Below are 12,301 nucleotides of genomic sequence, written 5' to 3'. Positions count from 1 at the left end.
GTCAAGCCTCCGGAGCCAACAGGCCGGTGGACAGGTAGCGATCACCCCGGTCGCAGACGATAAACACGATCACGGCGTTCTCGACCTGCTCTGCCACCCGCAGGGCGCCCGCCAGGGCGCCACCGGAAGACACTCCGGCAAGAATGCCCTCCTCGCGGGCCAGGCGGCGCATGTGAACCTCGGCCTCCTGCTGGCCAATATCGAGCACCCGATCCACCCGTTCTGGCTCGAAAATCTTCGGCAGATACGCCGCTGGCCAACGACGGATACCGGCGATGCTGGCACCGTCCTCCGGCTGCAGGCCGATGATCTGGATGTCGTCGCGCTGCTCCTTGAGATAGCGAGAAACGCCCATGATGGTCCCGGTGGTCCCCATGGAACTGACGAAGTGCGTGATCTGACCATCGGTCTGCTGCCACAGCTCTGGTCCCGTGGTGCGGTAGTGACCGAGCGGATTGTCGGGATTGGCAAACTGGTCCAGTGCCTTGCCCTCGCCCTTGGCGACCATGGTGTCGGCCAGGTCTCGGGCCGCCTCCATGCCACCTTCCTTGCTGACCTCGATCAGCTCCGCACCGTAGGCTGCCATCGCCTGCTTACGCTCACTCGACGCACTCTCCGGCATGATCAGAACCATGCGATAGCCCTTCATCGCGGCCACCATCGCCAAGGCGATACCCGTGTTGCCGGAGGTCGCCTCGATCAGGGTGTCTCCCGGGGCAATATCGCCGCGCCGCTCGGCTTCGTCGAACATCGACAGCGCGGGCCGATCCTTGACCGACCCCGCCGGGTTGTTGCCTTCCAGCTTGGCCAGCAACACATTGTTGCGACCTGCGGTGATTCGCTTGAGCCGAACCAGCGGCGTATGACCCACCAGCTGTTCGAGATAGGGGAAATCCATCACGCTTTCCTTGTAACGTCGTCTGCGGCCATTATATCGACGCCCCTCGCGACTGGACAGGCGTGCTCACTTGGGGTGACATGGAACGTGCGCCGTGACGGGTTCCCGCCCCGGCACGCCTGTAACTCGGCAAGGACTGTGCCATGAGCGTGAAGACAAGGTTGATGCTGGCCCTGGTGGGGCTGCCGCTGGTGCTGCTCAGCCTGGCCGTCGGCCTGACCGTGCAGCAACAGCATGACCTGCGTCAATCGGCACTGGAACAGAACCTGGTTACCGCCACCCAGCTGGTCGCGCCGACGCTCGGCTCGGCGCTGTCGCTGGGGGATACGCCGGGGGTGCAGGCCGCGGCCAACCGGTTGATGGATATCACCAGCATTCGCGCACTGCGCCTGATCCATCGCGACCAGAGCGTAATTGAGCTTGGACGCCTGCGAGGGGCCGCTCTGGACGCCACCCCAGGGGGCCAGGCCCAACTGACCAGACACTACCGCCAATGGGTGATGACGGTGCCGGTCCCAGGCGTCACCGCCGCCTACCTGATCCTCGACGTCGACGCATCACTCCTGCTGCTGGCCACCTACAGCCACCTGGCCAGAGCCGCGGTGGCGCTGCTGGTCAGTGGGCTGCTGCTGTTTCTGGTCGCGCTGACCCTGAGCCGACGCCTGACCCGGCCCATGGACGACATTTCCCACCTGCTGGATCAGCTGGCCGCAGGCCGCCAGCCTAGCCATCTTGCCCTGGACCAGCCTCGGGAGCTGGCGGCGCTGGGCAGTCGTGTCAACGCCTTGATCGACCACCAGGCCCAGGCGAGAGACGACCTTCAACAGCAGATTGAGCACGCCACTGCAGAATTGCAGGAGTCGATGGAAACCATCGAGGTGCAGAACATCGAGCTGGATCTCGCCCACCGACAGGCGGTGGAGGCCAACCGCGTGAAATCGGAATTCCTGGCCAACATGAGCCATGAGATTCGCACCCCCCTGAACGGCATTATCGGCTTCTGCCGCTTGATTGGTCGCTCCTCTCTCGACACCCGCCAACGGGAGTGGCTCGATCAGGTACAGCGCGCCTGCGACAACCTGCTGTCTCTGGTCAACGATGTGCTGGACTTCTCCAAGCTGGAAGCGGGCAAGCTGATTCTGGAAAACGTGCCGGTGGACATTCAGTCGCTGGTCGACGAAGTGCTGGGACTGCAGGCCCCGCTGGCTCAGCAAAAAGGCCTGCAGCTGCTGAGCCTGGTCTACGATGACGTGCCAGAGGAGTTCATTGGTGATCCCCTGCGCATCCGTCAGATCGTCACCAACCTGGTCAACAACGCCATCAAGTTCACCGAGCGCGGCGATATCATCGTCAGGGTCATGGTCGAAGACACCCAGCATGAGCCCATGAAGCTTCGGATCAGCGTCAGTGACACCGGTATCGGACTCAGTGACAGCCAACAACGACGTCTGTTTCAGGCTTTCCGTCAGGCCGCTGCGAGCCATACCCGCCAGTACGGCGGGACGGGTCTGGGGCTTGCCATATCGCGCCAGCTGGTGGAACAGATGGGCGGCATCATCGGCGTCGACAGCAGTCCTGGACGGGGCTCGACCTTTCACTTCACCCTGCCCTTGGCCGGCATCACGGGAGGCAGCCGCACGCCAGAGCTGTCCCTTGACCAGATGCCGATCTTTGTCGAGGAACCCCACGGCGCCACCCGCCGCGCCCTGCTGCACTTGCTCAACCAATGGGAAGGCCGCGTCGTGGAGAGCCCACAGCAGGCGCACCTGGCGCTCGAGGCGATACCTGTCGAGGAGCTGGAAGGCCCAGAGCTCGTCCAACTGCGTGAGCGACTGAATGGCCGCAGCTGCCCCACCCTGCTGTTGATCAACGCGGGCCTGCCGGACATCCCGGCGCTGGAGCTACCGCAGCATGTGCGAGTGCTGTCAAAGCCCCTCGCACGCCAGGCGCTGGCCAACGCGCTGGAACCGATCATCGCCCTGACCAAGACGCCTTCGGTGACGGCACTGCCTGCACCGGAGGCCGCCCTGCCACCTCCGGCCAACGAGCAGGCACTGACAGTCGACCACGCTGCCGGCACCGCTGGACCGGCGAACGCGCCACGGGACCGTCAGACAGAGATCGACAGCGACGCAGCAACACCACAGCCCGGCGGCGCTGTCGCTAGTGACGATCACGCAACCAGCGAGACGGCACAGCTACTGGTGGTGGACGACAGCGAAACCAACCGACTGCTGCTGCGCGAGCTGGTGGAAAGCCCGCGGCGACGGGTTACCCTGGCCAGCAGCGGCGAAGAGGCTCTGGCGCTCGCCCAACAGCAACTCTATGACCTGGTACTGATGGACATTCGCATGGGCGGCATGGATGGCGTGGAGACAGCCCGTGCGATCCGGCAACTCAGTGCCGAGTGGGCCGAACGACCGATTATCGCGGTGACCGCCCACGTACTCGAGAGCCAGCGGAGGGAATTGCTGGCCAACGGCATGAATGACGTACTGATCAAGCCGCTGGATACGACCCGACTCGATGAGCTGCTGACACTCAGACTGGGGAGTGGACTGGAGGAAGAGACACCGCAAGCGCCCCCCACTGCACCCACCCGCGAAGAAGACCTGCCGGACATCGATATCGCGCTGGGAGCGCGACTGGCGGGGGGACGCGAGCCCCTGGCGCGTCAACTGCTGGCGACCCTGGCGGCCTCCCTCGAGCAGACCCGCCAGGAGATTCAGGCGGCACTGGAGGACGAGAACGAGGAAGCCCTGCTCGACGCCATCCATGCGCTGAACGGTGCCTGCCGATACTGCGGCGTACCGCGCATGGCGTTGCTGGTCGAGACCCTCGAGACGCGCCTGCGCTCCCGCGGTATCGACGACGTCCGCCCCCTGCTACCCAGCCTGCAACACGCGATGGAACAGGTCGAACGCTGGCAGGCAGCCTCCGGCGAAGTGCCCCTGGAAGCCCCAGGGAACCGCGAGTCACACCGCTAGTCTGGCCGCCTGGAGACGTCGCCGGCTTCGATCACGACGAAGGCGACCACCACATCGCTTTCATCGCTCAAGGACAGATGGCAGCGCGACATGCCGGCCTCCCCCGCAAGGCGCAGGGCTTCTCCCGACAGCGCAATATGGGGGCGCCCAAGAGCATCGTTGACGACCTCGATCTCGGTCCAGCGCATGCCCTGGCGCAGACCCGTGCCCAGCGCCTTGACCCATGCCTCCTTGGCCGCAAAACGCTTGGCCAGGTAGGCGCTGGGGCGCGGGACATGGGGATAGCGCAACAGTTCCTTGGGCCCCAGGATACGCTGGGCAAAGCGCGGCCCATGGCGGACCACGGCGGCCTCGAAGCGCTCAATCCGCGCGATGTCGGTACCGATTCCGAGAATCATCAGCCGCGCCCCCCTGACACGCTGACATCAATGGGCATGGTCGTGGTCGTGGTCGTGGTCGTGGTCGTGGTCGTGGTCGTGATCGTGGTCAAACTCCTCGATGGCCGCCACCAAGCCGGCCTCGTAGCCCGACAGCATCAACCGTTTCATCTCTGCCACGGCCTCCTTGAGCCCCACAAACAGCGCGCGCGCGATGATGGCGTGACCGATGTTAAGTTCGTGCAGCCCGGGAATGGCCGCCACCGCCTCCACATTGTGATAATGCAGACCATGTCCCGCATTGACGATCAGCCCCAGCTCCACGGCCATCTCGGCGCCAGCCACGATACGCTGATACTCGCGGCGTGACTCCAGGTCCGATGTCGCTTCCGCGTAGGCCCCGGTGTGCAGCTCGATCACCGGCGCCCCGGCACGCTGGGCAGCGGCAATCTGGTCGGGATCGGCATCGATGAACAGGGACACTTCGCAGCCCACCGCTGCCAGACGCTCGCAGGCGGCCTTGACCGCGTCAAACTGACCGACCACATCCAAGCCACCTTCGGTGGTCAGTTCTTCGCGCTTCTCGGGCACCAGGCAGACGTGTGCCGGACGGACCTCCTCGGCCAGGGCCAGCATCTCCTCGGTCACCGCCATCTCGAGGTTCATGCGCGTGTTGAGCACTTCTGCCAACACACGTACGTCACGCTCCTGAATATGGCGACGGTCCTCACGTAGATGCACGGTAATCCCGTCGGCACCCGCCTCTTCTGCCAACAAGGCAGCCTGGACCGGATCAGGGTAGCGAGTTCCTCGGGCCTGACGCAGAGTGGCAATGTGATCGATGTTGACGCCCAGCAGCAGTCTTGGGGGGTGCATCAGAGTTCTCCGTCTAGAGGGTGATGAGCGGCGCGCCATCACCGGTACCGGCAAGCCGAACGCGCTGCTCTAGCGCGCATGGTATCACCCCCATGCATCGATCGCTTGCGAGGTTCAGGGCGAGCATCAGTACCGCTCAGGGCTGTTTCTCTCAACGCTCAGGGCTGTATCCCACAACGCTCAAGGCTGTTTCTCACAACGCTCAAGGCTGTATCCCACAACGCTCAAGGCCGTATCCCACAACGCTCAGGGCTCGCTATATCCCGTATCGCTCAAGGCTGTTGCCCAAAGCGCTCAAGGCTGTTGCCGGCGCCGTTGCGCCATGGACACCATCAACCCGCGCGAGCGCAGCGGTCGGTCCCCCAGCAAAGGGGCCAGGGCTGCCCTGCTGAGGACCTTGGCGGGACCGGCAAGGCCAGGCTCGCCCCAGTCGGCAGACGACAGCAGCTTCAGGGTGCGACCATCAAGCCCGCTGTCCGCGGCCACAAAGGTTCGGCTCGCGGCATCAAATCGATAGCGAGCCTGAGGATCCAGACTGGCACCGCTCGCCACGCTAAAGCGAGGCAAGGCGTCCAGCGCATCAAGCAGGGCGTATTCCAGGCGGCGCAGAGCTGACGCGCGGCTGGCGGGCACGGCCAGTGCGTCGACGGCCGAGGCATAGAACGCAAAGACCTGGGCCACGGGAAACTCCACCGGCAGCAGGCGCGTCAGCAGCTCGTTGGCATACAAACCGCACAGCAACCCCTCACCCACCAGCATTGCCGCTGGGCCGCGAGACTCCATCAGTCTCAGGCGCTTCAGCTCACGCTCCCCCTGCCAGGTCAGGTGCAATGGGGCGAACGGCTGCAGCTGACCGCGTGCTCGGCTCTTGGGACGCTGCACGCCCTGAGCCACGGCGCGCACGCGGCCGTGGTCCAGGGTCAGCAATTCGACCAGGGCGCTGGTCTCGCGATAGGGTCGCTTGTGTAAGAGAAAGGCGGGTTGCGGCTGCATGTCGCGTCGCGTCCGAAAAGAGGCAGCGAAGGGGCCGCCGGCCTGGCCGGCGGCGGAGGGCTTCAGTCGAGGTCGTAGCCGAGGCTCTTCAGCGCTCGCTCGTCATCGGACCAGCCACGCTTCACCTTGACCCACAGGTTGAGCATGACCTTCTTGTCGAGCGCCCGTTCCATGTCCAGTCGGGCTTCGCGGCCAATCTTCTTGATCCGATCGCCGCTCTCGCCAATCAGGATCTTCTTCTGCCCCTGGCGTTCCACCAGGATCAGCGCGCTGATGTGCACCACCCGGGCCTCGTCACGAAACTCCTCGATCTCCACCGTCATCTGGTAGGGCAGCTCATCACCCAACTGACGCATGACCTTCTCGCGCACCATCTCGGCGGCCAGGAAGCGCATGCTCTTGTCGGTAACCTGGTCTTCCGGGAAGTAGTGAATGCCTTCAGGCAGGTGCTTGTCGATCTCGGCCTCAAGCTCGGGCACGTTGGTGCCGTGTTGGGCAGCAATCGGCACAACGGCGGCAAACTCACGCTTGTTGCCAAGCTCCGCGAGCCAAGGCAGCAATGACGCCTTGTCCTGCAGACGATCCACCTTGTTGACCGCCAGGATGACCGGTGCCTTCACGTTGGCCAGACGGTCCAGCACGATCTGGTCTTCTTCCGTCCAGCGCGTACGATCGACCAGGAACACCACGCAGTTCACATCACGCAGGGCCTGTACCGCCGCCTGGTTCATGAAGCGGTTGATGGCCTTGTTGCGATCCTTGCCGAGAATATGGATACCTGGCGTATCCACGAAGATCGTCTGGGCTTCGCCTTCGGTCTTGATCCCGAGCACCTGATGGCGCGTCGTCTGCGGGCGACGTGACGTGATCGATATCTTCTGGCCAAGAATGCGATTCATCAGCGTCGACTTGCCGACGTTGGGTCGACCGACAATGGCCACAAATCCACAGGTCTGGCTCATGCGCTGGCTCCCTTCGGGTCAAGACGCTTCAAGGCGCTTTCTGCCGCCATTTGTTCGGCGTGGCGGCGGCTGGCTCCGGTGCCGGTCGTGTGTTCGTCGAGCATCTCGACGTGGCATTCGACGGTAAAGGTCTGGGCATGCGCCTCACCCTCCACCGAGGTCACCTCGTAACGCGGCAGCGGCGCCTGACGGGACTGCAGAAATTCCTGCAGGCGGGTCTTGGGGTCCTTCTGGGACTCCTTGAGGTCAATACGCCCCAGACGTTCCTCGAACCAGGCCAGCACACGGCTTCTGACCGTGTCCATACCCGCATCCAGATAGATGGCGCCGATCACCGCTTCGACGGCGTCGGCCAGAATCGACTCGCGGCGATGGCCGCCGCTCTTCATCTCGCCGGAGCCCAGGCGCAGACACTCCCCGAAGCGCATCTCCCGGGCCAGTTCCGCCAGCGTCTGTCCCTTCACCAGGCGGGCCCGCAGACGCGACAACTGCCCTTCCCGAGCTTCAGGGAAACGGGCAAACAAGGCCTCGGCAATGACAAAGTTGACGATCGAGTCACCGAGGAACTCGAGGCGCTCGTTATTTCGACCACCGTAACTGCGGTGGGTCATGGCCAGTTCCAGAAGATCGGGGTTCTGGAAATCATGGCCAATTCGGCGACTGAAGGGAATCAGGGGATTGCTCACGACGCTCCTGTTAATTCTGTAATCTGACGATGGGGACACCTGGCCGCCAGGATGCGATCAAGGAATCGACCGCACGCTGGCGAAACTCGGCAATCCACCGTCCCAATGCATCCACACTGCGAAGGCCTTGCCGACGATGTTTTCTTCGGGGATGAAGCCCCAATAGCGGCTGTCATTGGAATGGTCCCGGTTGTCACCCATGGCAAAGTACATGCCTTCAGGCACGACCACATCATGGACCAACGGGCTAGTAGCACGAGGATTATTGTAGATCTGATGCTGATGCTCGCCCAGCTGTTCGGAGAACAGCAGCTCGCCTGGAGCACTGTCGGGAGCATCGTCAAGCAACGTCTTGGGCACGGCCTCGCCATTGACGTAAAGCTGCCTGTCAACGTAGCGCAGGGTATCTCCCGGCACCGCCACGACCCGCTTGATGAAATTCACCGAGGGATCCTGGGGAAAGCGGAACACCATCACGTCTCCCCGCTCCGGCTCGTTGACGTCCAGCACCTTGGTATTGCTCACCGGAAGCCGAAGGCCGTAGGTAAACTTGTTGACCAGAATGAAGTCGCCGATCTCGAGGGTCGGACGCATCGAGCCCGAGGGAATCTGAAACGGTTCCACCACAAAGCTTCTGAGCACCAGCACCACCAGCAGCACTGGAAAGAAGGACCTGGCATAGTCCACCGGCCAGGGTTCCTTGCTGGCCAGGGTCCGCGCTGTGGTGCCTACCCCTTCGGTGGTGCCGGCTTCGGCCATCTCGGTGTGGGCTCGACGGCGAGGACGCCACCAGACCAGGTCGAGCAGCCAGATCAGGCCAGTGACGGCAACCGCGATCACCAGCAACAGGGAGAAGTCCATATCAGTCATTCCAGGTGGCTTGATAGACAATAGGGATCGGGCGGATGGCCCCGGCAACTACGCCGGGACGTGCACCACGCCCGAGGGGAACGCTAGTCGTTCACCTTGAGTACGGCGAGGAAGGCGTCCTGAGGAATTTCCACGCGACCGACCTGCTTCATGCGCTTCTTGCCGGCCTTCTGCTTCTCGAGCAGCTTCTTCTTACGCGTCATGTCACCGCCGTAGCACTTGGCGGTGACGTTCTTGCGCAGTGCCTTGACGGTCGAGCGCGCCACCACCTGACCACCGATGGCAGCCTGAATCGCCACGTCAAACATCTGACGGGGAATCAGCTCCTTCATCTTTTCCACCAGGATCCGGCCGCGGCTGTGGGCGTGATCACGATGGATGATGACCGCCAGCGCATCGACCCGATCACCGTTGATCAGGACGTCAAGACGCACCAGCTTGGCCGCTTCAAAGCGCTCGAAATTGTACTCGAGTGAGGCATAGCCCTTGGAGATCGACTTGAGTCGATCGAAGAAGTCCATGACCACTTCGCTCATCGGCAGTTCGTAGGTCAGCTGGATCTGGCTGCCCAGGAACAGCATGTCCTTCTGGGTACCGCGGCGCAGTTCGCACTCGCTGATCACGTTGCCGACAAACTCCTGGGGCACCAGGATGCTGGCCCGAACGATCGGCTCACGCATCTCTTCGACGTCCGCCATGTCAGGCAGCTTCGACGGGTTGGAAACGTAGCGAACCTCGCCGTTCTTCATTCCCAGTTCATAGACCACCGTGGGAGCGGTGGTCAGCAGGTCCAGGTCGTATTCGCGCTCCAGGCGCTCCTGAACGATTTCCATGTGCAGCGTGCCGAGGAAGCCGACGCGGAAACCAAAGCCAAGGGCATCCGAGTTTTCCGGCTCATAGTCCAGCGAAGCATCGTTCAGTGCCAGCTTTTCCAGGGCGTCACGGAAGTCCTCGTAGTCATCTGCGCTGACCGGGAACATGCCTGCGTACACCTGAGGCTTGACCTTCTGGAACCCGGGCAGACGCTTGACGTCAGGGGTCTTGGCGTGGGAAATCGTATCCCCCACCGGCGCCCCGTGGATGTCCTTGATACCGGCTACCACAAAGCCCACCTCGCCGGCGCGCAGGATATCGGTTTCCTTGCGCAGCGGCGTGAAGATCCCCACCTCGTTGGCCTGCCAGTCACGCCCGGTCGACAGAATGCGAATCTTCTCGCCCTTCTTCAATACGCCATCGAAGATACGGACCAGGGATACCACGCCAAGGTAGTTATCGAACCAGGAATCGATGATCAGCGCCTGCAGCGGCTTCTCGGGATCCCCCTTGGGCGGCGGGATGTCGCGCACCAGGCGCTCCAGCAAGGCGTCAATGCCCATGCCGCTCTTGGCGGAAACCTGGCAGGCATCGGTCGCGTCGAGGCCGATGATTTCCTCTACCTCGTGAGCCACCTTGTCCGGATCCGCCTGGGGCAGGTCCATCTTGTTAAGCACCGGCAACACCTCGAGGCCTTGCTCGATGGCGGTATAGCAGTTGGCGACGGACTGAGCTTCCACCCCTTGAGCGGCATCGACCACCAGCAACGCGCCCTCACAGGCGTACAGCGAACGCGACACCTCATAGGAAAAGTCGACGTGCCCTGGCGTATCGATGAAGTTGAGCTGGTAGGTCTGGCCATCATTGGCATGATAATCCAGCGTCACCGACTGGGCCTTGATGGTAATACCGCGCTCACGCTCCAGATCCATCGAATCCAGCACCTGATCCTTGAGCTCACGCTCGGTCAGGCCTCCGCAGTTCTGGATCAGGCGATCGGCCAGGGTAGACTTGCCATGGTCAATATGCGCGATGATCGAGAAGTTGCGTATATTATTGATTACCTTGCGGTTATCAGGTTCTGACATGCTGGATGATTCCATCTTGAGAACGCGCCGAAGGGCAACGAGAACAACCTTGCCTGGGTGACGCCGAGAAAAAGTTGGCGCCATTGTACCGGCATCCCCTGCCCCGCGCATCCCAAGCCGCATCGGCGGGCTGTTGTCGCGTGGCAGAAGACGACAACGCCCGGGGGTGAACCCGGGCGTTCGTCACCAGCAAAAAATGCCTGTTGGCGCTCAGTCGTCGGCCAGGCGCAGCGCCACGAACAGCGAGCGCCCATCGCGATACAGGCGTACCGGCACCGCACGATCAGCGGGCAATTCACGCACCAGCTGGCTCAACTGGCGGCCGCTTTCCACCGGCGTCTGATCCACACTGACGATGATGTCACCAGGGCGAATACCGGAAGCCGCCGCCACGCCACGGGGGTCCACATCGCTGACCCGCACACCAGCGTCGATGCCGTACTTGCCGAGCTCCGCCTCTGTCAGCGCCTGCACCGCAATCCCCAGACGGGCCGGCGAGGCGCTGCTGGAGGACTCACCACTGCCCCCAGCCAACGCTTCAGGCCAGTCGCCCACGGTGACCGTCAGGGTTTGCCGATCTCCTCCACGCAGCACGCTCAGCTCAACCTCACTGTCCGGGGCCACGCGACCAATCAAGCGCGGCAGGCTGCTGGAACGCTCGACGGCTTCGCCGTCCACTTCCAGCACGATATCCCCCGCTTCCAGACCGTCCCGGGCGGCAGGACCATCCGGGTCGACATCGGCGATCAAGGCGCCTTCTGGCCGCTCCATGCCAAAGGACTCTGCCAGATCCTTGGAGACCGGCTGAATCATCACGCCCAGCCAACCACGGGTGACATGGCCTTCGCTACGCAATTGATCGGCAATGTCCATGGCCACGTTGATCGGAATCGCGAACGACAGGCCCATGAAGCCGCCGCTACGGGTGAAGATCTGCGAGTTGATACCGATCACCTCGCCGTCCAGGTTAAACAGCGGACCGCCGGAATTGCCGGGGTTGATCGCCACGTCCGTCTGGATAAAGGGCACATAGGCATCCCGCGGCAAGGTGCGGTTGATGGCAGAGATGATGCCCGCCGTCACCGAATGATCAAAGCCGAAGGGCGAGCCGATGGCCGCCACCCACTCGCCAACCTTGAGGTCATCGGAGTCCCCTAGGGACAGCGTCGGCAGGTCACTGGCGTCGACCTTGAGCACCGCCACGTCGGTCTTCTCATCAGCACCGACCAGTTCGGCCTTGAGATCCCGACGATCATTGAGGCGAACCATGATCTCGTCGGCACCCTCCACCACATGGGCATTGGTCATGATGTAGCCATCGGCATCGATCACGAAACCAGAACCGAGCGACTGGCGCTCTTCGGTGTGGCCACCACCGCCACCGCCCGGGGGTACCGGAAAGCGATCCCCAAAGAAGTGACGGAAGATATCGGGAATCTCCTGACCGCCAAAGTTGCCAAAGGGCGTTGAATACCCCTCTGTCACGCGGGTCGTGGAAATATTGACGACGCCTGGGGCGGCCTCTTCGACCAACTCGGTGAAATCGGGAAGATCCCTGGCCAGACTGGATTGGGCTACGACCATGCCCACCATCAGCGCCATCCACGTGGACAGGGTGCGAGTCATCGGCTTCATGCAAGGCTCCTGCTAGGACTCTGATTGCGAGAGAAGCGACCTGAGAGAGGCACGGAATACACCGCTCTGTGCGTCATCTATTCGATGCGTCCCTGGGGTCGCTACATGTTTTACCG

The 12,301-nt window shown here is 62.8% G+C and carries 10 protein-coding genes; 1 reads left to right on the top strand and 9 read right to left on the bottom strand.

Going from position 1 to position 12,301, the window contains the following annotated elements:
• Nucleotide 1 precedes the first annotated feature (1 nt).
• Complete coding sequence (gene cysM, locus KUW18_RS13295; protein WP_206937626.1) at nucleotides 2-898, bottom strand: cysteine synthase CysM; 897 nt, start codon at nucleotides 896-898, stop codon at nucleotides 2-4.
• 143 nt (nucleotides 899-1,041) lie between these two features.
• Between cysM and KUW18_RS13290 the strand changes: the two genes are divergently transcribed.
• Nucleotides 1,042-3,885 (top strand): ATP-binding protein, encoded by a 2,844-nt coding sequence (locus KUW18_RS13290; protein WP_222561617.1) that lies wholly within the window; start codon nucleotides 1,042-1,044, stop codon nucleotides 3,883-3,885.
• Here the strand turns inward: KUW18_RS13290 and acpS are convergent.
• The 8 genes from acpS to KUW18_RS13250 form a co-directional block, all read right to left on the bottom strand.
• On the bottom strand, nucleotides 3,882-4,283 hold the full coding sequence (gene acpS, locus KUW18_RS13285) for a holo-ACP synthase (protein WP_222561616.1): 402 nt from the start codon (nucleotides 4,281-4,283) through the stop codon (nucleotides 3,882-3,884). The genes KUW18_RS13290 and acpS overlap by 4 nt on opposite strands.
• A gap of 27 nt (nucleotides 4,284-4,310) precedes the next feature.
• Entirely contained in the window at nucleotides 4,311-5,138 is an 828-nt protein-coding gene (gene pdxJ, locus KUW18_RS13280; protein ID WP_222561615.1) for a pyridoxine 5'-phosphate synthase, read from the bottom strand.
• A gap of 294 nt (nucleotides 5,139-5,432) precedes the next feature.
• Nucleotides 5,433-6,131 (bottom strand): DNA repair protein RecO, encoded by a 699-nt coding sequence (recO, locus tag KUW18_RS13275; RefSeq protein ID WP_222163051.1) that lies wholly within the window; start codon nucleotides 6,129-6,131, stop codon nucleotides 5,433-5,435.
• A gap of 62 nt (nucleotides 6,132-6,193) precedes the next feature.
• On the bottom strand, nucleotides 6,194-7,093 hold the full coding sequence (era, locus tag KUW18_RS13270) for a GTPase Era (RefSeq protein WP_206937566.1): 900 nt from the start codon (nucleotides 7,091-7,093) through the stop codon (nucleotides 6,194-6,196).
• Nucleotides 7,090-7,779 (bottom strand): ribonuclease III, encoded by a 690-nt coding sequence (gene rnc, locus KUW18_RS13265; protein WP_222163050.1) that lies wholly within the window; start codon nucleotides 7,777-7,779, stop codon nucleotides 7,090-7,092. Before rnc ends, era begins: the two co-directional genes overlap by 4 nt.
• Before the next feature lie 57 nt (nucleotides 7,780-7,836).
• Nucleotides 7,837-8,640, bottom strand: a complete 804-nt coding sequence (gene lepB / locus KUW18_RS13260; protein WP_206937539.1) for a signal peptidase I — start codon at nucleotides 8,638-8,640, stop codon at nucleotides 7,837-7,839.
• A 92-nt stretch (nucleotides 8,641-8,732) separates the two neighbouring features.
• On the bottom strand, nucleotides 8,733-10,550 hold the full coding sequence (gene lepA / locus KUW18_RS13255) for a translation elongation factor 4 (protein ID WP_206937537.1): 1,818 nt from the start codon (nucleotides 10,548-10,550) through the stop codon (nucleotides 8,733-8,735).
• 210 nt (nucleotides 10,551-10,760) lie between these two features.
• The gene (locus KUW18_RS13250) at nucleotides 10,761-12,185 is read right to left on the bottom strand and encodes a DegQ family serine endoprotease (RefSeq protein WP_222163049.1); all 1,425 of its coding nucleotides are present in this window, start codon (nucleotides 12,183-12,185) and stop codon (nucleotides 10,761-10,763) included.
• Nucleotides 12,186-12,301: the final 116 nt, after the last annotated feature.

The sequence above is a fragment of the Halomonas sp. DP5Y7-2 genome (genome assembly GCF_019802025.1).
Taxonomy (GTDB): Bacteria; Pseudomonadota; Gammaproteobacteria; order Pseudomonadales; family Halomonadaceae; genus Halomonas; species Halomonas litopenaei_A.
This window is presented reverse-complemented; position numbering and strand designations above follow the sequence as displayed.

Bases quoted from the DNA above. Each gene is read 5' to 3' on its own strand.
- acpS (WP_222561616.1), bottom strand. From the start codon at position 4,283: ATGATTCTCGGAATCGGTACCGACATCGCGCGGATTGAGCGCTTCGAG.
- recO (WP_222163051.1), bottom strand. From the start codon at position 6,131: ATGCAGCCGCAACCCGCCTTTCTCTTACACAAGCGACCCTATCGCGAG.
- era (WP_206937566.1), bottom strand. From the start codon at position 7,093: ATGAGCCAGACCTGTGGATTTGTGGCCATTGTCGGTCGACCCAACGTC.
- pdxJ (WP_222561615.1), bottom strand. From the start codon at position 5,138: ATGCACCCCCCAAGACTGCTGCTGGGCGTCAACATCGATCACATTGCC.
- cysM (WP_206937626.1), bottom strand. From the start codon at position 898: ATGGATTTCCCCTATCTCGAACAGCTGGTGGGTCATACGCCGCTGGTT.
- KUW18_RS13250 (WP_222163049.1), bottom strand. From the start codon at position 12,185: ATGAAGCCGATGACTCGCACCCTGTCCACGTGGATGGCGCTGATGGTG.
- lepA (WP_206937537.1), bottom strand. From the start codon at position 10,550: ATGTCAGAACCTGATAACCGCAAGGTAATCAATAATATACGCAACTTC.
- KUW18_RS13290 (WP_222561617.1), top strand. From the start codon at position 1,042: ATGAGCGTGAAGACAAGGTTGATGCTGGCCCTGGTGGGGCTGCCGCTG.
- lepB (WP_206937539.1), bottom strand. From the start codon at position 8,640: ATGGACTTCTCCCTGTTGCTGGTGATCGCGGTTGCCGTCACTGGCCTG.